The sequence below is a fragment of the Methylorubrum subtropicum genome (assembly GCF_038442325.1).
Lineage (GTDB): Bacteria > Pseudomonadota > Alphaproteobacteria > Rhizobiales > Beijerinckiaceae > Methylobacterium > Methylobacterium subtropicum.
The window spans coordinates 286,096-312,871 of the sequence record NZ_JBBXMW010000002.1; the positions used below are offsets into that span (position 1 = coordinate 286,096).

Below are 26,776 nucleotides of genomic sequence, written 5' to 3' on the forward strand. Positions count from 1 at the left end.
CGTCGGCCCCGTACTGCGGCTCGGTGCCGAACGTTCCGATCCCGACGGTCTTTTACCGACCCTTTCGACCCCTCACACCTTCAGGCGAGCAACCATGCGCATCGTCGACGTCCGCGAGGTCACCAAGCCGATCTCCTCGCCCATCCGCAACGCCTACATCGACTTCTCGAAGATGACCGCGAGCCTCGTCGCCGTGGTCACCGACGTCGAGCGCGACGGCCGCCGCGTCGTCGGCTACGGCTTCAACTCGAACGGCCGCTACGGCCAGGGCGGCCTGATCCGCGAGCGCTTCAAGGGTCGCATCCTGGAGGCCGATCCCGAGAGCGTGCGCGACGAGGCCGGCGACAACCTCGACCCGCACAAGCTGTGGGACGCCATGATGACCAACGAGAAGCCCGGCGGCCACGGTGAGCGCTCGGTGGCGGTCGGCACCCTCGACATGGCGATCTGGGACGCGACCGCCAAGATCGCCGGCAAGCCGCTGTTCCGCCTGCTCGCCGAGCGGAAGGGCGTCGAGGCCAACCCGCGCGTGTTCGTCTACGCCGCCGGCGGCTACTACTTCCCCGGCAAGGACGACACCCAGCTGCGCGCCGAGATGCGTGGCTATCTCGACCGCGGCTACACCGTCGTGAAGATGAAGATCGGCGGCGCGCCGATCGAGAAGGACCAGCGCCGCATCGAGGCGGTGCTGCAGGAGATCGGTTCGCAGGCCCGGCTCGCGGTGGATGCGAACGGCCGCTTCAGCCTCGAACAGGGTATCGCCTACGCCAAGATGCTGCGCCAGTACCCGCTGTTCTGGTACGAGGAGGTCGGCGACCCGCTCGACTACGCTCTGCAGGCGGCGCTATCCGAGTACTATCCCGGCCCGATGGCCACCGGCGAGAACCTGTTCTCGCACCAGGATGCGCGCAACCTCCTGCGCTACGGCGGCATGCGGCCCGACCGGGACTACCTGCAGTTCGACTGCGCCCTGTCCTACGGACTGGTCGAGTACCTGCGCACCCTCGACGTGCTGCACCAGTTCGGCTGGTCGCCCGCCCGCTGCATCCCGCACGGCGGTCACCAGATGTCGCTCAACATCGCGGCCGGCCTCGGGCTCGGCGGCAACGAGAGCTACCCGGACCTGTTCCAGCCCTACGGCGGCTTCCCGGACGGCGTGCGCGTCGAGGACGGCCACATCGTCATGCCCGAGCTGCCGGGCATCGGCTTCGAGGGCAAGTCGGACCTGATCAAGGTCATGCGCGAACTGGCCGAGTGAGGCGGCCGGGACCGGGCGGCGTCGGCCCGCCGAGCGCTGGAACGCCGGGGGCTGGGGGAGCATACAGGCTGCATCCCCCGCCCCGACCCGTACCGGAGGCGGGCCAGCCATCGGCCCGAGAGGACAGTCCGCCCATGAACGTCCGTTGCGATCACGTCCACCTGCGCAGCCGCGATGCGGTCGCCGCCGCCCGATTCTACGTCGATCTGTTCGGTGCCCGCGAAATCCGCCGCGACGGCGCGCCGACCGTCAGCCGGGTCACGCTCGACCTCGGCGGCCTGACCGTCTTCATCGAGCAGGCGCCCCAGGGCACGACGCCGGCATCGGCTCAGCCGCATCTGGGGATCGAGCATATCGGGCTCGGTGTCGCGGATATCGAGCAGGCGTATGCGCACGTTCAGCGACACGGCATCGAGATCATCTCCGGGATCAACGACGTGAATCCGAGTCTGCGCACGATCTTCATCAAGGGGCCCGACGGCGCCATCATCGAGCTGCTGCAGCGGTTTCCCAGCCCGTAGGGCGGGCGGCCCCAGGCTATTCGGGAGCCTTCTTCGCCGAGCCCTGGATCACCCTGCGATTACGGACCGCCTCGGCCGAGCCGCCGCAAGAGTCCCTTGAGATGTCGCGGCATCCGAGGGATACAATATACCTCAGGACGGTTCCAAGGAGAGGGATGCCATGGCGCGTCTGAACGTCAACGGCGTCGTGCGCGAGATCGAGGCCGAGCCGGACACGCCGCTCCTCTGGGTGATCCGGGAGCAGGTCGGGCTCACCGGGACGAAATACGGCTGCGGCATCGCCCAATGCGGCGCCTGCACCGTGCATATCGACGGCGCGGCGGTGCGGGCCTGCTCGGTCCCGCTCTCCTCGGTGACGCCGGAGCAGAAGATCGTCACCATCGAGGGACTGGCGCCCGGCGCCGACCATCCCGTCCAGAAGGCCTGGGCCGAACTCGACGTGCCGCAATGCGGCTTCTGCCAGCCGGGAATGATCATGGCCTCGGCGGCGCTGCTGGCGCAGACCCCGCGTCCGAGCGAGGAGCAGATCCGCACCGAGATCACCAACATCTGCCGCTGCGGCACCTACAACCGCGTGCTGGCGGGCATCAAGCTCGCCGCCGAGCGCGGCCAGTCCGGCTGAGGGGAAGACCGATGCGCAGCAATCGCGACACTGCCCGCCCCTCGCGCCGCCCCTCGCGCCGCGCCGTCCTGGCCGGCGCCGGCCTGTTCACCCTCGGCTTCCACATCCCGTTCCCCGCGACCCTCCGGGCGGCGACGCTCGACGCGGGGCCGGCGACGCCGGAGGTGAATGCCTGGGTCGTGGTCAAGCCCGACGAGACCGTGGTGATCCGCATCGCCCGCTCGGAGATGGGCCAGGGCACGCTCACCGGCCTCGCCCAGCTCGTCGCCGAGGAACTCGATTGCGACTGGGCCCGCGTCACCACCGAATATCCGAGCCCGGGCCAAAACCTCGCCCGCAAGCGCGTCTGGGGCGACTACTCGACCGGCGGCAGCCGCGGCATCCGCGAGTCGCACGACTACGTCCGCAAGGGGGGCGCGGCGGCCCGCACCATGCTGGTCGCCGCCGCCGCGAAGGGCTGGGGCGTGCCGGCGGGCGAGTGCCGCACCGAGCGGGGCACGATCACGCACGGGCCCTCCGGGCGCCGCACCACCTACGGCGCGGTCGCAGGAGAAGCCGCCAGGATCGAGCCGCCGAAGGAGGTCGTACTCAAGGACCCCAAGGACTGGACGCTCGCCGGCAAGCCGCTGAAGCGCCTCGACACGTTGGCGAAGCTCGACGGCTCGCAGGTCTACGGCATCGACCTGACCCTGCCGGGCCTGCTCAACGCGGCGATCCGCGACTGCCCGGTGACCGGCGGCAGCGTGAAGTCCTTCGACGCGGCGGCCGTGTCGGCCATGCCCGGCGTCAAGCGCGTGCTGCAGCTCGGTGACAGCGCGGTCGTGGTCGTGGCCGACACGTTCTGGCGCGCCAAGACCGCCCTCGACGCGCTTCCGATCGTCTGGGACGAGGGCCCGAACGCGGGGGTCTCCAGCGAGACCATCGCGGCGACCCTGCGCGAGGGGCTCGACGCCCCGGAAGCCTTCGTCGGCAACAAGTCCGGCGACGTGGCCGGTGCGCTCAAGGGGGCGGCCAAGGTCGTGGAGGCGGTCTACGGCGTGCCCTTCCAGAACCACGCCACCATGGAGCCGATGAACGCCACCGCGCTCTGGACGCAGGAGCGCTGCGAGGTCTGGGCGCCGACCCAGAACGGCGAGGCGGCGCTGGCCGCCACCGCCGAGGCCGCCGGCCTGCCGGCCACGTCGTGCGAGGTTCACAAGATCCATCTCGGCGGCGGCTTCGGGCGCCGCGGCGCCACGCACGACTGGCTGCGGCAGGCGGTGCAGATCGCGCGGGAGCTGCCCGGCACGCCGGTCAAGCTGATCTGGACCCGCGAAGAGGACATGATCCACGGGCGCTACCATCCGGTGACGCAGTGCCGCCTGCGCGGCGCGCTCGACGCCGACGGCAACCTGACCGGGCTGCACATGCGCATCTCCGGCCAGTCGATCCTGGCCTCGGTCGCGCCCCAGCGCATGGTCGAAGGCCGCGATCCGGTGACCTTCCAGGGGCTCAATCCCGGCGGCCCGGAGGCGGCGATCGGCTACGCGATCCCGAACATCCTCGTCGATCACGCCATGCGCAACCCGCACATCCTGCCGGGCTTCTGGCGGGGCGTGAACCTCAACCCGAACGCCCTCTACCTCGAATGCTTCATGGACGAGTTGGCCCACGCCGCCGGCCAGGACCCGCTGGCCTTCCGGCTGAAGCTGATGGGCAACCATCCCAAGCACCGCGCCGTGCTGCAGGCGGTGGCCGACAAGATCGGCTGGGACGACAAGCCACCGGAGGGCGTCTACCGGGGCCTGTGCCAGACGATGGGCTTCGGCAGCTACGTGGCGGGAGCGGCCGAGGTCTCGGTCTCGGAATCCGGCGAGCTGAAGATCCACCGCATCGTGGCGGCGACCGATCCGGGCCACGCGGTCAACCCGCAGCAGATCGACGCGCAGGTCGCGGGCTCCTTCGTCTACGGCCTGTCGGCGGCGCTCTACGGCGCCTGCACCGTGAAGGACGGGCGGATCGAGCAGACCAACTTCGACAGCTACCCGGTCATGCGGATGGACGCGATGCCGGTGGTCGAGACCATCCTGATGCCGTCCGGCGGCTTCTGGGGCGGCGTCGGCGAGCCGACCATCGCGGTGGCGGCCCCCGCCGTGCTCAATGCTGTCTTCGCGGCCACCGGCAAGCGCGTGCGCCATCTGCCCCTGAAGGACACGGACCTGCGCCGGGCATGAGGGCGGCGCGGCCGGTCCTCGCGGCCCTCGCCGTACTCGCCTGCGGGACCGGCGCGCGCGCCGCCGAGACCCGCCCGCCGCCCGGTGCGTCGTCCTGCACCGGCTGTCACGCGCCGGGCGCCGCGATGGGCGCGTTGGAGGGCCGGCCCGAGGCCGAGATCGTGGCCGCGCTCGAAGCCTTCCGGTCGGGCGCGCGCCCGGCCACGATCATGAACCGCATCGCCAGGGGCTTCGACGAGGCCGAGAGCCGGGCCATCGCGGCCTGGTTCGCGGGGCGAGGGGCGCGCTGATGTTCAGAGTGCATTCCGACGAAGTGGATTCCGGTTCGTCGAAAGAATGCGCGGCACAACGAAGACCGGGAGATGTGTCTCGACCCGGCGGGGTCGGGCGCAGCTCTCGGGACGCGTCAGCGCCGACCCGCCGTGCCCTGATCGGCGGGGCGGCCGCGGCCGTCGCCCTGGCGCGCCCGGCGCGCAGCGGCACGCCTCCGCGGGTCGTGGTTGTCGGCGCCGGGTTCGGCGGCGCCACGGCGGCGCGGGCGCTGGCCGCGGAGGGCGTCGACGTAACCCTCGTCGAGGCGAGCGAGCGCTACGTCGCCTGCACCGGCAGCAACGCGGTCGTGGTGGGCCTGCGCGGCATCGAGGCACAGACGTTCGGCTACGACGCCCTCGGCCGGGCCGGGCTCCGCCTCGTGCGCGCGAGCGCGGAGGCGGTCGATCCGGCCGCGCACCGGGTGCGCCTCGGCGACGGGACGGTGCTCCCTTACGACCGGCTGATCCTCTCGCCCGGCATCGAGATGCGGTTCGACGCCGTGCCGGGCTACGATGCGGGGGCCGCCGCGGTCATGCCGCATGCCTGGAAGGCGGGGGAGCAGACCGTTCGGCTCGCCCGCCAGCTCGCCGCCCTGCCGGAGGGCGGGACGGTCGTGCTCGCAGCCCCCGCCAACCCCTATCGCTGCCCGCCCGGCCCCTACGAGCGCGCCAGCCTGATCGCCCATTTCCTGAAGGCGAGGAAGCCGCGGGCGAAGCTGATCCTGCTCGACGCCAAGGACACCTTCTCCAAGCAGAAGCTGTTCGAGGCGGCCTGGGCGACGCTCTATCCGGACGTGCTCGAATACGTGCCGCTCGCCGCGGGCGGGCAGGTCAGCGAGGTCGATCCGGCCGCGATGATCGTGCGCACCGACTTCGCCGAGTTCAAGGCGGACGTCGCCTGCATCATCCCGCCCCAGCGCGCGGGCCGCATCGCGGCGCTCTCCGGCTGCACCGACCGCAGCGGCTGGTGCCCGATCGACCCGGCGACCTTCGAGTCGCGCCTCGTGCCAGGCATCCACGTGATCGGCGACGCGGCGATCGCCGGGGCGATGCCGAAATCCGCCTTCTCGGCCAACGCGCAGGGCAAGGTCTGCGCGCAGGCGGTGACCGACCTGCTGGCCGGGCGCGCGCCCCAGGAGCCGAAGCTCATCAACACCTGCTGGAGCCTCGTCGCCCCCGGTTACGGCATCTCGATCGTGGGCGTCTTCCGCCCCGCCGACGGGCTGCTGGCGGATGTGCCGGGGGCCGGCGGCATCAGCCCGCTCGACGCGCCGGACGCCGTCCGCGCTCAGGAGTCGGCTCATGCCGAGAGCTGGTACCGGACGATCACCCGGGACGTGTTCGGGTGAGGCCGAGCCCCCGGGCCGGCTGTCTCGTCGCGGCCGTGCTGGTGCTCGCCGCCCCGGTGGCGCAGGCGGAGGAGTTGGCCCCCTACGCCATCGTCGGCGACGCGATCCCCGCCTCCCTGACCGGGGCGCCGGGCGACCCGGCCCGCGGCCGGGCCATCGTCGCGGACCGCACCCGCGGCCTCTGCCTGCTCTGCCATGCCGGGCCGTTCCCGGAGGAGCGCTTCCAGGGCAATCTCGCCCCCGATCTCGCGGGCGTCGGTTCCCGGCGGAGCCCGGCGCAGCTGCGCCTGCGGCTGGTGGACGGGCGGGTGTTGAACCCGGACACCATCATGCCATCCTATTACAGCCTGTCGGGGCTCGCCCGCGTGGGCCGGGCGTGGCAGGGGCGCCCGATCCTGAACGCGGCCGAGATCGAGGACGTCGTCGCCTTCCTGGCGACCCTGCGCGAGCCCGAGGAAACACCATGAGCACCGGGGAGACGGGACGGGCGGGCGGGATCGACCGGCGCCGGGTCATCGCCGGGGCGGCCGGAACGGCGCTGGCGGTCGCGCTGCGGCCGGCCGCGGCGGCGCAGCCGCGCAGCGAGACGACCGAATCCGCCATCCGGCGCTTCGCGGGGGACAACCCGATCCGACCGGGCCGCGTCAGCCTCGATCTGCCCCCGCTCGTGGACAACGGCAACACGGTGCCGCTCTCGGTCTCCGTCGAGAGCCCGATGACGCGGGAGGACCACGTGCGCCGCATCGGCGTGTTCAACGAGAAGAACCCGCAGCCGAACGTCGTCACGCTCCACCTGCGGCCGGGCGCCGGCCGCGCCCAGGTCGCCACACGCATCCGGCTCGCCGACACGCAGCGCATCACGGCGATCGCCGAGATGAGCGACGGCACCTACTGGTCCGCGAGCGCGGACGCGATCGTCACGCTCGCCGCCTGCCTGGAGGGCTGACCCGGATGGCCCGCACCCTGATCAACCTGCCCAAGACGGCTAAGTCCGGCGACGTGATCGCGATCAAGACGCTGATCTCGCACCCGATGGAGACGGGCTTCCGCCCCGGCGCGGACGGACGCATCCTGCCGCGCAACATCGTCACGGAGTTCGTCTGCCGCTTCGAGGACGAGGACATCTTCCGGGCGGAGCTGTTTCCGGCGTCCGCCGCCAACCCCTACCTGACCTTCACCTGGGTCGCGACAAGGAGCGGTCGCTTCAGCTTCACCTGGCGCGGCGATGGCGGGTTCGAGCAGACCGAGTTCGCGGCGATCACGGTCGCCTGAGCGCCGTCATGCCGCGCCGCCGAGGTCTTTCGCGTCCGGTCGCCCTCGTGGCGCTGCTGCTCACGGCGGCCCCGCTCCGGGCGGAGCCGATCGCGCCGACCGACCGGCGTTCGAGCTTCGACCAGATGGGCGCCGAGATCCAGGCCATGCAGCGGGACGACGACGCCAATCCCGGCATGCTCGCCGTCGCGGACGGGGCCGACCTCTGGACGCGTCCGCCGAGCCCCGACCGCCCGGCTTGCGCCGGCTGCCACGGCGAGGCCGAGGCCAGCATGCGCGGCGTGGCCGCGCGCTACCCGGCCTGGGACGCTCGCACCGCCCGTCCGATCGACCTGCAGGGCCGGATCAACGCCTGCCGCCGCACGCATCAGGGCGCGGACCCGTTCGCCCATGAGAGCCCCGATCTCCTGGCGCTGACGGCCTTCGTCGCCACGCAATCCCGCGGTCAGCCGATCGCACCGCCGGACGACGCCCGGCTCGCACCCGCGCGGGCGGAGGGACGCGCGCTGTTCGAGGCGCGGATGGGCCAGCTCGGCCTGTCCTGCGCGATCTGCCACGACGGGAACTGGGGCCGCCGGCTCGGCTCGGCCACGATCCCGCAGGGGCATCCGACCGGCTACCCCCTCTACCGCCTCGAATGGCAGGGTCTGGGCTCGCTACAGCGGCGGCTGCGCAACTGTCTCACCGGCATGCGGGCCGAGCCCTTCGCGTACGGCGCGCCGGAAACCATCGCGCTCGAAGCCTATCTCGCGACGCGGGCCGCCCCGCTCCCCATCGAGGCGCCGGCCGTGCGCCCGTGACCCGCGCGCCGGGATCGGTCTCGCGTCCGCCCTACGCCGCACCCGCGGCCCGTAGAACGTGCCGACGAAGCAGTGGGTGAGCCTGCGTCCGGATCAGGACGTAAACGGGCCGGCCCGTCCCCTTCGAACCGACCGCGACGCCCCGCGAGACTCCGACGCCTTGGCTGACGCTGCGGGCAGGGCGGGCCGGCGACGCGTCACGCGCGACGGATCGACAGTTGCATCGGGTCGTAGCACTTAAGGAACCCATGAGTTCCTTTTATGTTATGTCCGGACAAGGCACGCCGCATCCCCGCACGGTCCGCGGCGTTCCCGGCAAGGACGACATCCATGAACCCGCACTCGCGCCCCAGCGCCGCCTTCCCGTCCGTCGCCGCGCCCCCTGGCCGTCGCGCTCCTCCCGTCCCTCGGGAGGCGGGCTCGCCGCGCCACCCGCGACGACGGACCGTGCCGGCTCGCCTCGCCCTCGCCGCGTTTCTGTCCGGCCTCGCCCCCCAGGCGGACGCGTCCGAGGCAGCCAGACTGTGCCGGGGCGATGCCGTCCGGCTCTGCTTCGACGCCATCCCGGACCGCGAGCGGATCGCGGCCTGCCTGAAGCAGCGGAAGGCCGAGCTGACCGCCGGCTGCCAGGCGCTGTTCGAGGGGTCCGACACCGGGTCCTCCGTCCGGACCGCCGGCCGATAGAGCATCGGCCCGAAAGGCGGCCGCAGGCTTTCGGAAAAAAGCCGATGCGGCACAAGGATTTATTGCTTCACCTGAGGGGGTGAGACCGCAGAAGGCACCCGCGACATGCTCCTCAAGATCACCGCCCCGATGCTCCTGGCCGCGTTCGTCGCCGCACCGGCGCTGGCCCAATCCGGGCCGATGCCCGGTCGTCCGACCCTGCTCGTCCACGGCAATTATTGCGGTCCGGGCAACAACGCCCCGCTCGCCCCCGTCGATGCCCTCGACGCCGCCTGCGCCCGCCACGACGCCTGCACGCCCGATCACGGCCTGCCGTCGAAGGCGTGCAACCTGCGCCTGGAGGCGGACGCCGAGCGCGTCGCCTCCGACCCGCGCCGACCCGAGGATCTCCGCATGATGGCAGGCCTGGTCGCGTCCGTCGCCGCCATGTTGCCCGCGCGTCCGGCGGACCCGGCCACGGTCGTCGCCGCGGCGCCGCCGCGCGCGCTCGCCCGGGGTCGGTCCTACGACGCCGCACCGGAGGAGGCGCCGTGAACGCCGCCGTCGATGGGCCGGGTCGCGCCGGGGCCATCCGCCGCGGATCGCGCGCATGAGCGCCGCGTCCCTCCGGGCGGACCGTTCCCTGCGCATCGCCGCCATCCCGGCCCCCGTGTGGGGCGCGGGCATCCGGCTCTGGCTCGCGATGATGCTCGCCCTGTACGTCGCGTTCTGGCTGCAGCTCGACGGTGCATCCTCCGCGGCGGTCTGCGTCGGCATCGTGTTCCAGCAGACCCGGGGGGCTGCGGCGAGCAAGGTGTTCTGGCGCATCGTTTTTTCCGAAAGCCGGGCCCCCTTTCGGGACGATGCTTTATCCGGGGCGACAGGCCTTCATGAAGAAGTCGACGGCCTGTCTCAGCGTCTCGCGCTTGACGTGCGAGAGGCCGGGCCGCTCCAGCCCGAGTTCCGCCCGGTCGACGAAGGTCCGGATGGCGATGCTGAAGAAGAAGTCGGCGGCCAGCCTGACGTCCTCGACCGCGATCGCGCCCGAGGCGTTGCCCTCCTCCAGGCACCGCTCGATCAACGGAACGACCCGGGCGACGCCGAAATCGTGGAGCAGACGAGCGAATTCCGGGAAGCGCCCGGCCTCGGCAACGATGATCCGACGCGCCGCGATGGTGTCGGGCCACAGCGCGACCTCCAAGACCGCGAGCGCGATGCGGTGCAGCCGCTCCGCCACCGGCCCGTCCCCCGTGGCGGCCTGTTCGACGGGCGGGATGTGCTCCTCGATGTAGCGCACGATGACGGCCTCGAAGAGATCCTCCTTCGAGGCGAAGCGGGCGTAGATGGTCTTCTTGGACATGCCGGCCGAGGCGGCGATGATGTCGAGGCTCGTCGCCTCGAACCCTTCCCGCAGGAAGACCGGCTTCGCCGCCGCCATGATGCGCAGGGTCACCTCGCCCTCGGACCCGCGCGGCGGGCGACCGAGGCGGCCCGGCTGTCGCGACGTCGATGCCTTGTCGATCGCAGCCATCGCATACCCTTTTGGAAACGCACACGGGACGAAATACGGGAGGCGTCGCCGAAGCGATAGTTCAGAACGCATTGCCTTGCAAAACACGCGAGGAGTCCCCCGGGTTCGGCCTTGCCCGTCGCCGAAACGGTATATATGAAACGTATGAGTTCCTTTGATGGCCGGATCGGTCGCGTAACCCGAGGGAAGCCGGTCGCGCTTCGTGCCGGGTACGCGTCGTTCAATGGCGATCACCCGGATCGCGCGGAAGCCTCCGTTTCGCGCGGTGCGGCGGCCGGTTCGTCCTTCCCGATCGATATCGGACCGGCCGCCGGCCCTTCTGGCAACCCCATGGTCCCGCTTCGGACCCGCCCTCGTGCCGGACCCGCCGACGTCGCCAGGCCGGGGTCTCTCGACGGGCCGGACGATGCGGCCGACCTCCTCCGCGAGGGCCTTCGATTGAATGCGGGTTACGTCTCCGCGCTGGCCGCGTTGGCCGGCTCCGCCATCGGCGCCCTGGCGTCGTTCGCGACGACGTGGATGACGCAACGCTTTCAGGACCGGGCCCAGCGCCTCGCGCAGACCTCGGCTCGGCGCGAGCGGCTGTACGGCGAGTTCATCGACGAGGCATCCCGCTTGTTCGGCGATGCGCTCACGCATGGTCCGGAGGACCCGTCGAAACTGGTCGGGCTCTACGCGATCCGGAGCAAGCTCCTGCTGTTCGCTTCCCCGTCCATCATCGATGAAGCCAACAAGGTCATGGTCGGCGTCGTCGAGGCTCACCGTACCGACCCGGCGACGCTCGACCGGATCGGGCGTGATGCCCCGGGTCGCCCGGACGTGCTTCGCGGAAGCCTGCCGCAGCGAGCTTTCCGAGGCTCGAGGCCACGGTCGCCCGTGGCCGCGCAAGCAAGCCGACGCGGCAGCCATACCCGGGCATTCGGCGCCGTCCTTGTGCGGTACGAGGGCTAGCGCATCGGCCCGAAAGGTGGCCGCCGGCTTTCGGAGAAAGCCGATGCTCCAAAGGCGTGACCCGACCCGACGTGGTCGGGCACGACTCTAGAGCCACACCTTCTGCTCGATCTCGGCCGGGCTGTAGCGGTTGACGTACTGGACCATGCGCGGGCGGCTCGCGGTGTTCGGGCTCGCCCCGTGCAGCAGCTCTTGGCGCCAGATCACGAGGTCGCCGGCTCTGCCTGCGATCGGCACCGCCTCGGCGCTGAAGTCGATCCGGCGCGGGTCGGCGTCGCCGATCTCGGCGAGCCAGCCGTCGAGCCGGTGGTGGAAGCCCGGCACCAGCCGCAGCGCGCCCTGGTTCGCGTCCGTGTCGGTGAGGTAGAGGATACCGGCGGTCGCGAACGGGCGCGGGCTCGCGAGGCTCATGTCCCAATGCAGGTGCGGGCCGGGGAAGCGGTAGCCCGCGTGCTCCGGCGGGTTGAAACCCATGCGGTCGGTCGAGGACCACAGGTCGCTGGTGCCGTGGAGCTGGGCGAAGGCCTTGTGGATGCGCTTCGAGCGCCGCGCCACCTCCAGCACCGGGTCCTGGAAGTGCTGGATCATGATGCCGTTGGTGCGCGGGCCGTACCAGCCGGAGGGATCGTCGGGGCGTGCGTCGAGGAGGCGCCACAGCCGGGCCTCGGCCGCGGCGGCTTCCTCCGGCTCGATCGCCCGGCGCAGCACGACGTAGCCGAGCCGGTCCCAGTGCGCGAGGTCGTCGGCGTCGAGCACCGGCGCCATCGCGTCGATGGCGGCGAGTTCCCGCGCGGTGGCCTCCGGCACCGGTTCACCCGCGATCCAGGCGTTGTAGCGCGCGATCCTTTCGGGGGCGGGCGGACCGGCGGTCGCCACCACCCACTCCGCGAAGGCATCGAACTCGGGCTGCATCTGCCCGAGATGCCGGATCGCCTGCTCGATCCCGAGGCCGAGCACGTCGAGCAGGATGCGGTCGGCCATCTCGCTCGGCGGAGGGCTTTGGGAGCGCATGGTCCTGCGCGCCCAGTAATCCTCGATCCCAGCGATGCCGTGCAGGGCCGAGGATGCAGCGGTGGAGGCCATCGCGAAGACCCCGGTCAGGCCGCCGAGGCGACGGCGGGCGAGATCTTCTTGCGGGCCCGCTTGTCCTCGGTGCTGCCGACGAAGGCCTGGGCCTCCTCCTTGCGCTCGAACACGTGGGGGGCGACGCCGCGCTTGGTCAGGGCCTCCTCCATCTTCAGGCGCAGGAACGCGCTGGTCGCGTAGCGGGTCGTCGTCGCGTAGTAGTTCGCCTGGAGATACTGGATCATCCCGGCATAGTCGTCGTAGAGGTTCTCGTTGAGGCGGAAGCCGTCGTGGTTGATCACCGCGTTGACGCGCTGGCCCGCCTTGCGGCAGGCCTCGACGATGGTCATGCGCAGCTCGTCCATGTCGCTCTTCACGCGGCAGTACCAGCCCTCCAGGTTGATGAAGAGGATGTTGCGCTCGGCATCCAGGCTGACGCGCGACTTGAGGTCGAGGTTGAGCAGGTCCGAGAGCAGCTCCATCGGATCTTCTCGGAAGATGCGCGCGTCCATCGGCACGGGGTTCCGCACGATCGGGGCGAAGTCCATGTGGGCGAGGATGTCGCGCTCGATGTCGATGCCCGGCGCCACCTCGATCAACTCCAGCCCCTCCCGGGTGAGTTGGAACACGCAGCGCTCGGTCACGTAGATCACCGGCTGCGAGCGCTCGACCGCGTAGGGCCCCGAGAAGGTGTTCTGCTGGACCGCGGTGACGAACTTGCGGGCACGCCCCTCCTTGACGATCTTCACGACGCCGTCCTGCACGGCGATCTCCAGACCGCCCGCGGTGAAGGTGCCGGCGAAGACGACCGAGCGGGCGTTCTGCGAGATGTTGATGAAGCCGCCGCAGCCGTTGAGCTTGCCGCCGAACTTCGAGGTGTTGACGTTGCCGGCCTCGTCGCACTCGGCCATGCCGAGGCAGGTCATGTCGAGGCCGCCGCCGTCGTAGAAGTCGAACATCTGGTTCTGGTCGATGATGCAGTCGGCGTTCGTCGCCGCGCCGAAGCTCGACCCCGAGGCCAGCACGCCGCCGACCGCGCCGGCCTCCGTCGTCAGGGTGATGTAAGGGGTGATTTTTTCTTCATTGGCTACGGAAGAAATGCCCTCCGGTGCGCCGACGCCGAGGTTGACCACGCCGTTGGGCGGCAGCTCGAAGGCGGCGCGCCGCGCGATGATCTTGCGCTCGTTGAGCGGCATCCGCTTGATGCCGGTGACGGGCACGCGGATCTGTCCGGCCAGCGCGGGATCGTGCATCACGCCGTAGTTCATGCGGTGCATCTCGGGCTCGGCCAGCACCACGCAATCCACGAGGATGCCGGGCACGCGCACGTCCTTGGGCAGCAGGAAGCCGTCATCGACGATGCGCTCGACCTGCGCGATGACGATACCGCCGTTGTTGCGCGCCGCCATCGCCTGGGCGAGGCAGTCCAGCGTCAGCGCCTCCTTCTCGTAGGAGAGGTTGCCCGAGGGGTCGGACGAGGTGGCGCGGATGAAGGCCACGTCGATCTTGGTGGCGGTGTAGAACAACCACTCCTCGCCATCGACCTCGACCAGCTTGACGATGTCCTCCGTCGTCAGATCGTTGACCTTGGCGCCGCCGTGGCGCGGATCGACGTAGGTCTTCAGGCCCACTTTCGAGAACAGCCCCGGCTGACCGGCGGCGCAGGCGCGGTAGAGCTGCGAGATGACGCCCTGGGGCAGGTTGTAGCCGCGGATCAGGTTGTTCTGCGCGGCCTGCGCGACCTTCGGCATGCGCCCGAAATTGGCGGCGATGACCCGCGACAGCAGGCCGTCATGCCCCAGGCGCCCGGTGCCGAGCCCCTTCGAATCGCCCGCGCCCGCGGTCATGATCAGGGTGAGGCCCCGCGGCGAACCCGTCTCGACGAAGCGCTTTTCGAGGGCGGCGTGCAAGGCCTCCGGGATGCAGCTCTGAACGAAGCCCGTGGTGGTCACGACGTCGTTCTCGCGGATCAGCGCGATCGCCTCTTCCGCCGTGATGACCTTGTTCTTCTTCATGGAAACGGCGTTCCTCCGCGTCTTCCGGCCCGGCGGCGCGGCTGGGCCCGCTCCTCGCCGTTCCACCCGAAACGATGCAGGCCGACCCCGCGACCCGGAAGCGTCCGGCTCGCGCGATCGGCTGGATTTTGAATGCATTCGCTATTGCAGTGCATCGAACAACTTCGGCACTGCAAGAAAATGCATCACTTGAACCTGACAATACCGCAAAAGCCTGCCCGCGCACGCCTGAAAAACTCTTCTGTCATCGCTCAGAAAAATTGCGCCAAGCTGCGGACGACGCTTGACGCCGGGAAACCGGGCCGCAGCGTGCCGCGCGAGCGTGGTGTAAAAAATGCCAGGAGCGGGAGGCGGGTGTCCCCTCCCGGCCTTGTCGCTTCGGCAGCGCGGGACTACGAGGGCGCGCGGAGCCCGGACCGACATCCGGGCCCGGCCGCAAACGCAGATTCGGAGTTCTCCCATGGGCTTTCTCGCCGACGCCCTCTCGCGCGTCAAACCCTCCGCGACCATCGCGATGACGCAGAAGGCCCGCGAGCTGAAAGCCAAGGGCGTCGACGTGATCAGCCTCTCGGTCGGCGAGCCGGACTTCGACACGCCCGACCACATCAAGGAGGCGGCGATCGACGCGATCCGCCGCGGCGAGACCAAGTATCCGCCCGTCTCCGGCATCGTGCCCTTACGCGATGCCATCGTGAAGAAGTTCAAGCGCGAGAACGGGCTCGACTATAAGGCCTCGCAGACCATCGTCGGAACGGGGGGCAAGCACGTCATCTACAACGCGCTCTTGGCCACCCTGAACCCCGGCGACGAGGTGGTGATCCCGCGCCCCTACTGGGTGTCCTATCCCGAGATGGTGGTGCTGTGCGGCGGCACGCCGGTCTTCGTCGAGACCGACATGGCGCACGACTTCAAGCTCCAGCCGGAGGATCTGGAGCGGGCGATCACGCCGAAGACCAAGTGGATCATCCTCAACTCGCCCTCGAACCCGTCGGGCGCCGCCTACAGCCGCGACGAGCTGAAGCAGGTCACCGACGTGCTGATGCGCCACCCCCACGTCTGGGTGCTGACCGACGATATGTACGAGCACCTGACCTACGGCGCGTTCGAGTTCGTGACGCCGGCCCAGGTCGAGCCCGGCCTCTACGAGCGCACGCTCACCATGAACGGCGTGTCGAAGGCCTACGCCATGACCGGCTGGCGCATCGGCTACGCCGCAGGCCCGGAACAGCTCATCAAGGCGATGGACTTCGTGCAGGGCCAGCAGACCTCGGGCGCCTCCTCGATCTCGCAATGGGCGGCGGTTGCCGCGCTCGACGGCACGCAGGAGCACCTCGCCCGCTTCAAGGCGGCGTTCCAGGAGCGGCGCGACCTCGTGGTCTCGATGCTGAACCAGACGAGCGGCCTGAAGTGCCCGACCCCGGAGGGCGCCTTCTACGTCTACCCGTCCTGCGCCGATCTGATCGGCCGCAAGACCGAGACCGGCAAGACGCTCGAGTCGGACGAGGACTTCGTCACCGAACTCCTCCAGGCGGAAGGCGTCGCCGCGGTCCACGGCTCGGCCTTCGGTCTCGGCCCGAACCTGCGCATCTCCTACGCCACCTCGAACACGGCGCTGGAAGAAGCCTGCCGCCGCATCCAGCGCTTCTGCGGCTCGCTGCGCTGATTGTTTTCAAGGCCGCCGCAGGTGTCACCACACCCGCGGCGGCCTCGAATGGGCACTCCGACCCATACCCTCATCATGAGGTGCTCCGCGAAGCGGAGCCTCGAAGGAGGGCTCCAGTTCGCTCAGCGATCCCTGGAGCCCTCCTTCGAGGCCGCTGCGCGGCACCTCAGGATGAGGGGGATGGACGGGGAGAAGCGGCCGGGCGCGCCGTGTTCCCTGCCGGACGAAGGGCGAATGGTCGCCGCGGCGACGGTTGCCCCGGACGGCGCGGCCCTCTACACGGGCCCTCCCCGCGGCCGATGCGCCCGATGGTTTCGCGAGCCCTCTCGGGCCGGCGTGGCAGCGGGGCCGGCAGTGACGGGACGGTGCGGACCAGTTCTCTGCATCGCACCTGTGAGGCTTAGTGGGCCGAGCGGCTGCAGGCGTGTCGGAGGCGCGGGGAACAGGAACCGCGATTCCGGCGCATGGCCCACCTGAAATCCCCGCCCCGAACACAGGGGCGTGAGCGGCGCCCGCCGCCCTGTGGATGCGGCACATTCGGGTGAATCCGGAAACGAAGCGCTGACGGATGCCGGCCTAATCCTGCGGTTCGCGAACCCAGGAAACCGGCTGTTAATGCCCCGTCCCACGCACCGCACGGCCGCCCGCAACTACCTGCCGGAATCGCGGCTCGAAGATCTCGCCCTGCGCCTGCGCCGGCTTGCCAACCACCGCGGATGCGTGCGCGAGGAAATCACCAGCCCGCTGCTGCTGCGCTTCCTCCCCGCACCCCTGTCGCCGCCCTTGCGCGGCGCGGCCGAGACCTACGCGAGCGAGTTGCGGCGCAAGCTCAAGGACGCCGACCTCGATGAGGATCAGGTCGCCTACCTGATCCTCCATGCCGAGCAGGAGATGGACATCGCCCACGCGCGGCAGACGGGTTAGGGCGTCGTCTGGGCCGGGAAGGGCGCGAGCCGCACCGTCTCGACCTCGACCGGGCGGCCCCGCGCGGTCGCGACCTCGATCCGCACCCGCAACGGCATCCAGCGCGGACCCTCCTGGGCGGGCGGCGGCGGGGCCGCACCGGCCTCGGGCTCCGGCGGGCTCGGCAGCGGCAGGTCGAGGGTCTGGAGGCCGACGCGCCAGCGGCGCCCGTCGGTGATGCCCTCGCGGCCCCCTGCGGCGACGGCGGCGGGCGTCAGCGGCTCTTCCAGCAGGGAGCGGGCGAGCCGCTCGGCGCCGGTGCGGTCCTCGACCGCCGCCCAGCCGACCCGCGACTGGATCAGACCGCGCTGCACGACGAGGCTCAGCGCCGCCACGATCGCGAAGGCGACCAGCGCCTCGATCAGGGTGAAGCCGTCGCGGGCGCCGGCCCTCACTGAGAAAACTACTCCTTGCCGATCATGCCGGCGCCGCGCTGGCCTTCGGCGCCGAGGGAGACGATGGCGTAGGGGCCGGACTTGCCCGGCGCGCGGTACTCGTAGGCGCGGCCCCAGGGGTCGGCGGGGACGTTGGACTGCTTGAGATAGGGCCCGCTCCAGGCCTCCGCGGCGGGCGGGCGCTTCACCAGGGCGTCGAGGCCCTCGCTGGTGGAGGGATAGCGGCCGTTGTCGAGGAAGTAGAGGTCCAGCGCCGAGGAGAACGACTCGATCTGCAGCCGCGCGGTCTTCTCCCGCGAACTGCCGAGATAGCCGAGCACGCGGGGGCCGGCGAGGCCCATGACGAGGCCCAGGATCACCAGCACGACAAGGAGTTCGACCAGGGTGAAGCCGCCGCGCGTGTCGCGGGCGACGCGCCGGTCGCGGCGGAGCGCCTTGAGAAAGCCGGACATGGAAACCTCGCCACCCCTCACATCAGCATGTCGTTGATGCTCATCAGCGCGGTCATCACCGAGATGATCAGCCACGCGATCAGCACGCTCACCACCACCATCACGGCCGGGCCGACCACCGCGATCACCCGGCCGAGCGCGGCGTCGAGCTTGGCCTCGTAGAACACCGCGACCCGGCTGGCGCTGTCGGCGAGATCGCCCGCCTCCTCGCCGACGCGCAGCATCTGCACGACGTGGCGCGGAAACAGCTTTCCTCGCGTCAGCGCCTCCGAGAGGCGCTTGCCCTGGCGCACGTCCGCCGTCACCCGGTCGATCTCGGCCCCGGCACCGGGCAGGCGCACGACGCCGCGGATCAGGCGGAGCGCCGTCGAGATGTCGACTCCGTTGCGCACCAGGATGGCGAGCGTGCGGCAGAAGGTGACGGTGAGTTCGTGCGCCAGCACGGTCTTCGACAGCGGCAGGGCCGCGACCAGCCGCAGCCACAGGCCGCGCTCGCGCCCGAGGCGGTTGACCAGCATGGCACCGCCGAGGATCGCCGCCATGCCGATGACGACGGCGTCGAGGTTGCGGTTGAGGAAGGCCGACATATTGAACACGACGAGCGCGCTCGGATCGATCCGCTCGCGAAACCCCTGAAGCGCCACCTCGAATTTCGGGATCAGGTAGATCAGCACGAAGAACAGCACCGCGACCGCCGCGCCGACGAGGAAGAGCGGGTAGGAGATCGCCGAGACGAAGCGCTTCTTCAGCCGCTCGCCGCGCTGGCGCTCGGCGGCGAGCGCGGTCAGGGCCTCTTCGAGCCGGCCCGCGGTCTCGGCGACCTCGACCATCTTCACGTAGATCGGCGGGAACAGTCTCGGGTGCTGCGCCAGCGCCTGCGAAAGGCTCTTGCCGTGAGAGAGCGCGACGTTGAGTTCGCGCAAAACCGCGACGAGCCAGCGCTTGCTCTCCATCTGCACGAGGATCGCCAGCGCCTCGTTGAGCGCCACGCCGCCTTTGAGCAGCATGGCGAGGTCGAGGGTCATGGCGGTGATCTCTTCCGGGCGCGGCTCCGGCGTCAGCAGATCGCGCAGGGACCGACCACCGCCCGCCGCCGGCTTGGGCTTGGCCGCGATCGGCGTCCAGCCGCTGCGGTCGAGCTGCGCCATCACCTCGGCGCGGGACTCCGCCTCCATGGTGCCGGAGAGGAGCTTTCCGGCCGCGTCCAGCGCCTGATACTCGAAGGCGGGCATCAGCCGACCGGCATCGCGGCGACGAGCCAGCCGAGCGCCAGCGCCGGGGCCAGCACCGCGCCGAAGGCGAGCCGCGCTTCCGGCGTCCCGCCGGGCGTCGCCAGCGCCCGGCGTCCGACGAGCAGCAGAATCCCGAAAAGGCTCGCGCCGAACAGGCACCACGCGAAGCCGCCGGTGCCGACGAGGAGGCCGCCGGCGGCGGCGAGCTTCACGTCGCCGAGCCCGATCCCGTCATGGCCGCGGCGGCGGAAATAGACTTCCCGCAGGACCCACAGCGCACCGCCGCAGAGCAGGCCATCGAGGGCGATCAAAGTCAGTTCGGCGCTCACGCTCTCGCCCGCCTCGACGGTCGCGGCCACGCGCCAGGCGAGGCCGAGAAGGCCGAGTGCCAGCGTCGCGCTGTCGGGGATGGTGAAGTCGGTGAGATCCTGCCACGCGATCCGCGCCGTCAGCAGCGCGAGCGCCGCCCCGGCCGCGGTGAGCCCGAGCGGGCCGGTGCCGAGGGCGAGGATCGCGAGCGCGCCGACGCCCGCTACACCGAGGCAGGCGAGGCCGTGATCGTCGGCGCTGACGGGCCGGACCACGACGATCTCACGGCTTCACGACCACGGGCCGCGCGGCGGGCGCGCGACCGCCGCGGCGGGCGGCGGCGTCGTAGAGCTGGCCGCGGTAATCCTCGGCCACGCGCTGCGCATCGCGGCCCGTGCGCACCACCACGGGGCGGATGAACACGACGAGTTCGGTGCGGTCGGCGGCGTTGTCGGTGGAGGAGAACAGATCGCCGACACTGGCCAGCCGGCTCAGGAAGGGAATGCCGTCGCGTCCGCGCAGGTTCTTCTCCTGGATCAGGCCGGCGAGCAGCACGGTCTGGCCGTTGGGCACCGAGATCATGCTGGCGACGCGCCGCTTCGAGATCGTCGGCGTCAGCGTCTTCTGCGCATCGACGACGGCGGAAATCTCCTGCTCGATCTGCATCGTCACCGCGCCGTTCTGGCCGATGCGCGGGATGACGTTGAGGATGATGCCGGTGTCGCGCATCTCGACCTGATTGACGAGCGGGGCACCCGGCACCGTCACGCTGGTCGCCTGGGTCGTGGTGATCGGCACGGAATCGCCCACCTGCAGGGTCGCGGGCTGGTTCTCCAGCACCACGAGCGAGGGCGAGGACAGGATCTTGACGTCGGTGAAGCCGTCGAGCGCGTTGATGACGATGTCGGGCCCGGAATAGCCGCCGACGAGGAAGTTGAAGCCCGCAGCCCCCGGCGACAGCTTGTTCATCACGCCGCCCGAGGCGCCCGCGGCGGCGCTGAGCAGGCCGATCGAGCCCTTGTTGGAGCCGATGCCGATCCGGTTCGAATCGAGGAAGTATTGCACGCCGTACTTGAGCTGGTCGGTCAGCCGCACCTCGGCAATGGTGACGTTGATGGCGACCTGCACCGGGGTCGCGTCGAGGCGCTGGAGCGCCGCGTGGATTTTTCGGTAGGTCTCGCCGTCGGTGTAGGTCACGACCGCGTTCTGGGCCGGGTCGGCGCTGATCGAGACGCGCCGGTTGCCGGAGCGCTGGGTCAGGTCGAGGCTGCCGCCGCCCATCATCGAGCCGTCGATGTTGCCGCCCTGGCCCTGGCCCTGTCCGGCCTGATCGCCGAAGGCCGAGGCGAAGCGCGCCTTGAGCAGATCGGCGCCGCTTCCGCCGGTCTGGTTCATCCCGCCGCCCGAGCCGACGCCCGTGCCGCCGAGGCCGGACCCGCCGGAGGACATGCCCCCCGACGATATCCCGCTCCCCATGCCGCCGCCGCCCATGCTGCCATCGGTGCCGCCGAGGCCGGAACCGGCCCCGTTCGACAGGCCGGAGCGCGCCCCGCCGAGACCGGCGCCGCCGGGCAGGCCCGAGCCGAGCCCGCTCATCATCCCGGAATTGCCGCCGCCGAACAGGCCGTTGACCACGCGGGCGAGTTCCACCGCGTTGCGGTAGCGCGCCTTGTAGACGAACACCGTCTCCTCGGCGGCCTCGGCGGTGCCGTCGAGCTCGCGCACGAAGCCCTCGGCGCGGCGCAGCAGGCCGGCATTCTTCGAGGTCGCCAGCACGGCGCGCAGGCGCCCGATCGGCTTGAACTGGATCAGGCCCTGCCCCGAGCCGTTCTCGCCAGTGTCGAAGAGCTGGGTCAGCTCGGCGACCACCGCCTCGGGCCGGGCCCGCTTCAGCTCGAACAGGCTCACCGTCTGGCCGCGCATCCAGTCGGCGTCGAAGGCGAGAATCGCGCTCACCGCCTCCTGGCGCTTCGGGCCGGGGCCCTTGACGATCATGGTGTTGCGTGTCGCATCGAACCGCAGGCCGTCGGCGTCGGCGACGAAGCCGGAGACGAGCTTCGACATCGTCGCCGCCGAGACGTAGCGCAGCGGCACGACCGAGACGCCGTAACCGGGCCCGCCCGCGCCGAGATTGACCGTGCCGAGCCCGGCGGCGGCCGGGACGATGCGGTAGCCGGTGCCGGCCTTGCTCATCGAGAAGCCCTGGCCGGCGAGCACGCTCTCCAGCGAGGCCAGAAGCTCGTTGCGCGAGAGCGGCCGGGGCGAGGAGATGGTGATCTGGCCCGAGACGTCGGCGCCCATGGTGTAGTTGAGGCCGAGGGTGTCCGAGAGGATCGCGTGGACGACGTCCTTGATCTCGGCCCGCTCGAAGTTGAGGCGGAAGCCCCCGCCGTTCACCGCATCCTGCGCCGGGCCGCCGCCGATCTCGATGGCCTCCGCCTGCTCGGACAGCCCGCCGAGGCCGGTGCCCGCGGTGCGATCGACGTCCTCGGGCCCGAAATAGCGGCTGCGCCCGACGCCGCGCGCCGGCTGGGTCACGGCGTCCGAGGCCGGGCGGGCGGCCCCGCCGCCGCGGATCGGCTTGGCCGAGAGGTCCATGCCGACCTCCGGCCCGGTCAGGCCGGTGCGCGGCAGGGTCTGTCCGGCGGCAGGCACGAGAACGGCCAGCACCAGCAGCAGGGATGGGAGCAAGGCGCGCCGGAGCGATGGCATCGGGTTCTCTTGATGAGGCCGCCGGTCAGCTTACCGGCGAGGGGCGCCCGTGCCCATGAGGGCCCGCACCCGGACCACTGCTTTCAACCGCGCAGTGCTCGATATGACACACAATTTGGTAAATTTTGGTTAATGCATTGAGGATTGATTAACCAAGACCACGGTCCGATCGAGCCGAGCGCGACAACTCACGAAGCGCGTGCGCTGCACAATCGACGAACCGCCCCCGACTCAGGGCACGCGGACGACGGCGCCGGCGGGGAGCCCGGCGCCCGGCGCGGCGGCGGGCGGCAGGGCGAACAGGCGGTAGGTCTGCTCGCGCTCGCCCTCGCGCAGGACGACGCGGTCCGGCGCGATCCGGTCCACCCGCCACGCATCGACCTGATCGCCGACCCGCAGGCTGAGCGAGGCGCCCTCCTGCCGGCTGACCAGCGCCACCGCCCGATCGACGCCGGCCACGATCCCGACGAGCCGCAGTTCCGGCGGCGGGCTCGCCGGCATCTCGGGAAGAGGCAGAGGGGCCGCGTAGGCCACGGGCTGGTCGGGGCGGCGGCGCGAGGGCGCGAAGAGCGGACGCTGCCGGAAGCCGTCGAGATCCTTGAACGCCATCCGGCTCAAGGGGTTGGGCGACGGGGCGACCTGCGGCAGCGGAAGATGCGGCTCCGGCGGCGGCTCGGCCAGGGCGGTCTCGGCGGGCGCCTCGGGCTCGGGCGGGGCCGCGGCGATGGCGGGCTCGGGCGGAGCGGGCGAGGCCGCGGGCGGCGCGGCGGGTCTGCGCCCGCGCCGCGCATCCTCGGCCTGCCGCAGGGCCTCCTGCTCGCGGACCCAGGCGGGCGAACCGAACGGGCTCTCGGCGATGGCGGGGCTCGCCAGTCCGAGCAGCACGAGCGGGGCGAACAGGGCGCGCGCGGAAAAACCCATTACGTGCGACCCTCGCGGCGGTGGCCGCGGATCGCCAGCGCGACGCGCAGGGTCGGCTGCGGGTCTTCCACCGCGGCGCCGCGACCGGCCTGGGTGCGGATGTTGATCGATTCGACCGTCAGCAGCGGCATCCCGGCCTCGATCGTGGCCAGGAGATCGAACAGGCCATCGTTGGCGATGTCGAGGCTCGCGCGCAGCAGCACGCTGCGGCCGTCGTCGGCCTCGTCCTCGCCGCGCACCTCGATGAGGCGCCCGCCCGCCGCATCGACCAGCGCGCTCAGGCGGCGCTGCATCTCGGCCCGCGCGAGGCCCGGCGCGGCGGCGTCGAGGAAGACCGAATGGGTTCGCGCGGCTTCCGCCCCTTCGCCCTCCCGCGCCCTGACCTGCTCGGCGGCGAGGCGGCGGATGCGGGCTTCGATCTGCGTGGTCCGGGTGCGGTTCTCCTCCACCGCTCGGCTCGCCTCCCACCACGCGGCGAGGCGGTCGAGGGTGAGGGCGGCGAGCAGCAGCGGCAGGCCGACGAAGACGGCGACCGAGAGGGGGCCGATCCAGCGGCGCAGGGCCGGCGGGACACGCGGGTCGGCGCTCATCGCCCGGCCTCCGCTTGGCGGTCGGGCAAGGGGCCTTGTCCTCGGCTCGCCACGATGTCGAAGGCCTCGCGCCGCTCGGCATCGCGGATCACCGGGGCGGCGAAGCGCACCGCCGACAGCCCGCCCTGCCCTTCGAGCAGGCCGATCAGCGCGGCGGCGTCGTCCGAGCGGCCGACGAGGCGCACCTTGGCGCCATCGGCGTCGAGTTCGCGCAGCACCGTGCCGTCGGGGAGCGCCGTGCTGAGCCGGTCGATCAGCACGAGGGTGCTGGCGTCCGGCCGCTTGGCGGCGAGCAACGCGGCCTCGCGGGTGCCGCCGGGGCCGGAGCGGGCGGCGAGCCGCGAGCGGAGTGCGACGAGATGCGATCCGGTCTCGGCCTGCTCGGTCTCGGCGGAGTCCGCCAGAAGCGTGGCCGCGAGGCAGGCCGGGATCAGGAGGCCGAACGCGAGCGCGGCGGCGAGGGCTACCGGGCGGCGCAGCGGGCTCGCCCCGCCCGCGCCGGGGCGACCGCGGTAGAGGTCGATGGCGAGCGGCGCGTCGAGGGGTGCGGCGGAACTGCCGAGCGCCGTCACCATGAGGCCGGCACCCGCCAGCGCGTCGAGATGGGGCGCCACGAGGTCGGCGGAGGTCGCCAGCAGGTCGACCGCGATGGTGCCGTCGGGGCCGGCGGGTTCGGGCACGTCGTAGCCGTAGAGCACCCGGTCGGGCCGCCAGGGCGTCAGGCGCTCCAGGCGGTGGGACAGGATCGGCCCGAGATAGTCGCGGCCGGCATCCGGCAGACGCAGGGTGCGGGCGAGGAAGAGGTTTGCGGGTAAGCGCAACTCGAGGCCGCGCCCGGAAAAGTCTTTCGGGGCCGCGCCGTCGAAGGGTCCGCGCGGGGTCACCCGGCCCTCGCGCATCTCGTAGAGCGCGAGCCCGTCGCCCTCGACCACCGCGACGCGGCGGCTGCGGTCGAGGAAGCGGCCGAGGCGCGGTTCGAGCGCCGCCACGAAGGCGTCGAGCAGGATCGAGACCGCGCCCGTCACCTTGGCGACGAGCGGGGAGGCGCCGAGGCGGCCTTTCAAAGCCGCCGTCTGCGCGAAAAATCCCGTCATCCGGGTCGAGGCCGCCATGATCGCCCCGCTAGCCGGTGATCCGCATCACTTCGTCGAGGGAGGTGAGACCCTGCCCCGCCTTGGTGATGCCGTCGTCGAGCATGGTGGTCATACCGCGCGCCCGTGCCGCCTCTAAGATGCGCGACGGGTCGGGCTCGCGCCGCACCAGCGGCTCGATCTCGGAATCGATGGTCAGCACCTCGAACACGCCGACCCGGCCGCGATAGCCGGTGCCGCCGCAATGCGGGCAGCCCAAAGCCTTGAAGTAGTCGCGCCGCTCGGGCGCGGGCGTGCCGCGCTTGGCGCAGATGTCGAGGGCGGCCTCCGCCGCGCGGGGATCGGGCGCCTTGCACTTCTCGCAGAGCCGCCGCACCAGCCGCTGGCCGAGCACGCCGCGCAAGGAGGCCGCGATCAGGTACGGCTCGACGCCCATGTCGGCGAGGCGCACGACCGCGTCGGCGGCGGTGTTGGTGTGGAGCGTGGTGAGCACGAGGTGGCCGGTGAGCGCGGCCTGGATGCCGATGGCCGCCGTCTCCCGGTCGCGCATCTCGCCGACCATGATCACGTCGGGGTCGTGGCGCAGGAACGAGCGGAGCGCGGTCGCGAAGGTGAGCCCGATCTGCGGCTTCACCTGGGTCTGGTGGATGCCGGGCAGCTGGTACTCGACCGGGTCCTCCACCGTCACGATCTTTCGGGAGGGGTCGTTCAGCATCGAGATCGCGGTGGCGAGCGTCGTCGTCTTGCCCGAACCAGTGGGGCCCGTGACGATCAGGATGCCGTGCGGCTCGGCCAGCAGCCGCTCCATCGATTGCTGGTCGCGCACCGACATGCCGATGCGCTTGAACTCCAACAGGCGCGTATCCTTGAGCAGGATGCGCAGCACCGCCGTTTCGCCGTAGAGCGTCGGCATCACGGCGACGCGCAGGTCCGCCTCCTGGCTGCCGACCTTGACGTTGGTGCGCCCGTCCTGCGGCAGGCGGCGCTCGGCGATGTCGAGCCCGGCCAGGATCTTCACCCGCGAGAGGATGGCGGGGGCCATGTGCTTGGCCAGCGTCTGCTGGGCCCGCAGGTGCCCGTCGATGCGGAAGCGGACGCGCAGGTCCTCGCGGCCGGTCTCGATGTGGATGTCGGTCGCGCCCTGCTCGACGGCGCGTTCCAGCATCGCGTCGATGGCGCGCACGATCGGGGCGCCGCGGGCGAGGTCCTGCAGTGTCTCGACATCGTCGGAGAAGGCGATCTCGGCCGGGATGTCCTCCGGCTCCGGCGCGGCTTCCGTGCCGCCGCGCTCGAACAGGGCCTCGATCTCCTCAAAGGAGAGCACCGCGAGCGAAACGGATGCGCCGAGCGCGAGGCTCGCGGCCTGGATCGGCTCGGCGAGCGAGGGGTCGGCGACGCAGAGCAGCGGGCGGCCGGATTCCGAGACCGGATAGAGGAAGGCTTCGCGCAGGAAGCGCCGCGACAGCCCGTCGAGGAGATGGGGCGCTTCGGCGATGCGCTTGATCTCGGCCCGCGGCAGGCGGTGGAAGGCCGCGATGGCGTCCGCCAGATCGCCGGGGGGAAGCCGGCCCTCGCGCCAGATCGCCTCCGCCGCGCCCGCGCCGGTGCGCGTGCCGCGCGACTCGCCGGATTCGGCGCCGTGGCGGGCGCGCAGGAAGGCGAGGAGGTCGCCGCCCCCGGTCGCGTCCGTGCTGTGCGCCCCTGCCTGCACCGTCGTCTTCCGCTCGGGCCCGCTTGCGCTTCTCAAGAAGCGCGAAGCCGCGGGGTCCGTCCAGCACCGGGCCGCCCCTGAGGGTGGCCGGAGATCAGGAAGCGGTGGAGATGTGGCGGATTGACGACACGGAACGGGCCCAGAGCATCGTTCCGGATCTCGGATC

28 protein-coding genes and 1 pseudogene are annotated in these 26,776 nt (G+C 71.3%); 17 read left to right on the forward strand and 12 right to left on the reverse strand.

Annotated elements, in window-relative coordinates:
- The first annotated feature begins 94 nt into the window (after positions 1–94).
- The 13 genes and pseudogenes from AAHG03_RS04230 to AAHG03_RS04290 form a co-directional block, all read left to right on the forward strand.
- Entirely contained in the window at positions 95–1,258 is a 1,164-nt protein-coding gene (locus AAHG03_RS04230; RefSeq protein WP_342149001.1) for a mandelate racemase/muconate lactonizing enzyme family protein, read from the forward strand.
- Positions 1,259–1,392: 134 nt separating this feature from the next.
- Complete coding sequence (locus AAHG03_RS04235) at positions 1,393–1,779, forward strand: VOC family protein (protein WP_342149002.1); 387 nt, start codon at positions 1,393–1,395, stop codon at positions 1,777–1,779.
- Positions 1,780–1,939: 160 nt separating this feature from the next.
- Positions 1,940–2,401 carry a (2Fe-2S)-binding protein gene (locus tag AAHG03_RS04240; protein ID WP_342149003.1) on the forward strand — a complete coding sequence of 154 codons (462 nt, stop codon included), beginning with the start codon at positions 1,940–1,942 and terminating at the stop codon, positions 2,399–2,401.
- An 11-nt stretch (positions 2,402–2,412) separates the two neighbouring features.
- Positions 2,413–4,614 carry a xanthine dehydrogenase family protein molybdopterin-binding subunit gene (locus AAHG03_RS04245; RefSeq protein WP_342149006.1) on the forward strand — a complete coding sequence of 734 codons (2,202 nt, stop codon included), beginning with the start codon at positions 2,413–2,415 and terminating at the stop codon, positions 4,612–4,614.
- On the forward strand, positions 4,611–4,904 hold the full coding sequence (locus AAHG03_RS04250) for a c-type cytochrome (protein WP_342149007.1): 294 nt from the start codon (positions 4,611–4,613) through the stop codon (positions 4,902–4,904). The genes AAHG03_RS04245 and AAHG03_RS04250 overlap by 4 nt, the downstream gene beginning before the upstream one ends.
- A gap of 137 nt (positions 4,905–5,041) precedes the next feature.
- Positions 5,042–6,274, forward strand: a complete 1,233-nt coding sequence (locus AAHG03_RS04255) for an FAD-dependent oxidoreductase (RefSeq protein WP_342149198.1) — start codon at positions 5,042–5,044, stop codon at positions 6,272–6,274.
- Positions 6,271–6,741, forward strand: a complete 471-nt coding sequence (gene soxX / locus AAHG03_RS04260) for a sulfur oxidation c-type cytochrome SoxX (RefSeq protein WP_412759714.1) — start codon at positions 6,271–6,273, stop codon at positions 6,739–6,741. The genes AAHG03_RS04255 and soxX overlap by 4 nt, the downstream gene beginning before the upstream one ends.
- Entirely contained in the window at positions 6,738–7,220 is a 483-nt protein-coding gene (locus tag AAHG03_RS04265; RefSeq protein WP_342149008.1) for a SoxY-related AACIE arm protein, read from the forward strand. The genes soxX and AAHG03_RS04265 overlap by 4 nt, the downstream gene beginning before the upstream one ends.
- Positions 7,221–7,225: 5 nt before the next feature.
- The gene (locus tag AAHG03_RS04270; RefSeq protein WP_342149009.1) at positions 7,226–7,546 is read left to right on the forward strand and encodes a thiosulfate oxidation carrier complex protein SoxZ; all 321 of its coding nucleotides are present in this window, start codon (positions 7,226–7,228) and stop codon (positions 7,544–7,546) included.
- 8 nt (positions 7,547–7,554) lie between these two features.
- Positions 7,555–8,346, forward strand: a complete 792-nt coding sequence (soxA, locus tag AAHG03_RS04275) for a sulfur oxidation c-type cytochrome SoxA (protein WP_342149011.1) — start codon at positions 7,555–7,557, stop codon at positions 8,344–8,346.
- Positions 8,347–8,793: 447 nt separating this feature from the next.
- Entirely contained in the window at positions 8,794–9,030 is a 237-nt protein-coding gene (locus AAHG03_RS04280) for a hypothetical protein (protein WP_342149014.1), read from the forward strand.
- A 105-nt stretch (positions 9,031–9,135) separates the two neighbouring features.
- A complete protein-coding gene (locus AAHG03_RS04285; RefSeq protein ID WP_342149015.1) occupies positions 9,136–9,564 on the forward strand; it encodes a hypothetical protein in 429 nt (142 codons plus the stop codon).
- A 55-nt stretch (positions 9,565–9,619) separates the two neighbouring features.
- A pseudogene (locus AAHG03_RS04290) lies at positions 9,620–9,829 on the forward strand (FUSC family protein); the annotation flags it as partial.
- A 48-nt stretch (positions 9,830–9,877) separates the two neighbouring features.
- Here AAHG03_RS04290 and AAHG03_RS04295 read toward each other — a convergent pair.
- A complete protein-coding gene (locus AAHG03_RS04295) occupies positions 9,878–10,540 on the reverse strand; it encodes a TetR/AcrR family transcriptional regulator (protein ID WP_342149016.1) in 663 nt (220 codons plus the stop codon).
- A gap of 135 nt (positions 10,541–10,675) precedes the next feature.
- On the opposite strand from AAHG03_RS04295, the gene AAHG03_RS04300 reads away from it, so the two are divergent.
- Positions 10,676–11,491, forward strand: a complete 816-nt coding sequence (locus AAHG03_RS04300) for a hypothetical protein (RefSeq protein WP_342149017.1) — start codon at positions 10,676–10,678, stop codon at positions 11,489–11,491.
- 87 nt (positions 11,492–11,578) lie between these two features.
- On the opposite strand, the gene AAHG03_RS04305 is transcribed toward AAHG03_RS04300, so the two are convergent.
- Together AAHG03_RS04305 and AAHG03_RS04310 are read right to left on the reverse strand one after the other, a co-directional pair.
- On the reverse strand, positions 11,579–12,574 hold the full coding sequence (locus tag AAHG03_RS04305) for a phytanoyl-CoA dioxygenase family protein (protein WP_342149019.1): 996 nt from the start codon (positions 12,572–12,574) through the stop codon (positions 11,579–11,581).
- Positions 12,575–12,588: 14 nt separating this feature from the next.
- Entirely contained in the window at positions 12,589–14,571 is a 1,983-nt protein-coding gene (locus AAHG03_RS04310) for an acyl CoA:acetate/3-ketoacid CoA transferase (RefSeq protein WP_342149021.1), read from the reverse strand.
- Positions 14,572–14,645: 74 nt separating this feature from the next.
- On the opposite strand from AAHG03_RS04310, the gene AAHG03_RS04315 reads away from it, so the two are divergent.
- The 3 genes from AAHG03_RS04315 (at position 14,646) to AAHG03_RS04325 (ending at position 17,158) form a co-directional block, all read left to right on the forward strand.
- Positions 14,646–14,858, forward strand: coding sequence for a hypothetical protein (locus AAHG03_RS04315; RefSeq protein ID WP_342149023.1), 213 nt, complete (start codon positions 14,646–14,648; stop codon positions 14,856–14,858).
- 173 nt (positions 14,859–15,031) lie between these two features.
- On the forward strand, positions 15,032–16,234 hold the full coding sequence (locus tag AAHG03_RS04320; protein ID WP_342149024.1) for a pyridoxal phosphate-dependent aminotransferase: 1,203 nt from the start codon (positions 15,032–15,034) through the stop codon (positions 16,232–16,234).
- 615 nt (positions 16,235–16,849) lie between these two features.
- Positions 16,850–17,158, forward strand: coding sequence for a hypothetical protein (locus tag AAHG03_RS04325; RefSeq protein WP_342149026.1), 309 nt, complete (start codon positions 16,850–16,852; stop codon positions 17,156–17,158).
- On the opposite strand, the gene AAHG03_RS04330 is transcribed toward AAHG03_RS04325, so the two are convergent.
- From AAHG03_RS04330 to AAHG03_RS04370, 9 genes are all read right to left on the reverse strand, one after another.
- Positions 17,155–17,592, reverse strand: a complete 438-nt coding sequence (locus tag AAHG03_RS04330; protein ID WP_342149027.1) for a prepilin-type N-terminal cleavage/methylation domain-containing protein — start codon at positions 17,590–17,592, stop codon at positions 17,155–17,157. The two genes, AAHG03_RS04325 and AAHG03_RS04330, sit on opposite strands and share 4 nt — an antisense overlap.
- 8 nt (positions 17,593–17,600) lie before the next feature.
- The gene (gene gspG, locus AAHG03_RS04335; protein WP_342149028.1) at positions 17,601–18,044 is read right to left on the reverse strand and encodes a type II secretion system major pseudopilin GspG; all 444 of its coding nucleotides are present in this window, start codon (positions 18,042–18,044) and stop codon (positions 17,601–17,603) included.
- 17 nt (positions 18,045–18,061) lie between these two features.
- Positions 18,062–19,276, reverse strand: a complete 1,215-nt coding sequence (locus tag AAHG03_RS04340) for a type II secretion system F family protein (RefSeq protein WP_342149029.1) — start codon at positions 19,274–19,276, stop codon at positions 18,062–18,064.
- Positions 19,276–19,860 carry a prepilin peptidase gene (locus AAHG03_RS04345; RefSeq protein WP_342149031.1) on the reverse strand — a complete coding sequence of 195 codons (585 nt, stop codon included), beginning with the start codon at positions 19,858–19,860 and terminating at the stop codon, positions 19,276–19,278. The genes AAHG03_RS04340 and AAHG03_RS04345 overlap by 1 nt, the downstream gene beginning before the upstream one ends.
- Positions 19,861–19,867: 7 nt before the next feature.
- Complete coding sequence (gene gspD / locus AAHG03_RS04350; RefSeq protein ID WP_342149033.1) at positions 19,868–22,297, reverse strand: type II secretion system secretin GspD; 2,430 nt, start codon at positions 22,295–22,297, stop codon at positions 19,868–19,870.
- 231 nt (positions 22,298–22,528) lie between these two features.
- Positions 22,529–23,218, reverse strand: coding sequence for a hypothetical protein (locus AAHG03_RS04355; RefSeq protein WP_342149034.1), 690 nt, complete (start codon positions 23,216–23,218; stop codon positions 22,529–22,531).
- Positions 23,218–23,808 (reverse strand): type II secretion system protein GspM, encoded by a 591-nt coding sequence (gene gspM, locus AAHG03_RS04360; RefSeq protein ID WP_342149035.1) that lies wholly within the window; start codon positions 23,806–23,808, stop codon positions 23,218–23,220. The genes AAHG03_RS04355 and gspM overlap by 1 nt, the downstream gene beginning before the upstream one ends.
- Entirely contained in the window at positions 23,805–24,920 is a 1,116-nt protein-coding gene (locus tag AAHG03_RS04365; protein WP_342149036.1) for a PilN domain-containing protein, read from the reverse strand. The genes gspM and AAHG03_RS04365 overlap by 4 nt, the downstream gene beginning before the upstream one ends.
- 10 nt (positions 24,921–24,930) lie before the next feature.
- Positions 24,931–26,610 (reverse strand): GspE/PulE family protein, encoded by a 1,680-nt coding sequence (locus tag AAHG03_RS04370; protein ID WP_342149037.1) that lies wholly within the window; start codon positions 26,608–26,610, stop codon positions 24,931–24,933.
- Positions 26,611–26,776: the final 166 nt, after the last annotated feature.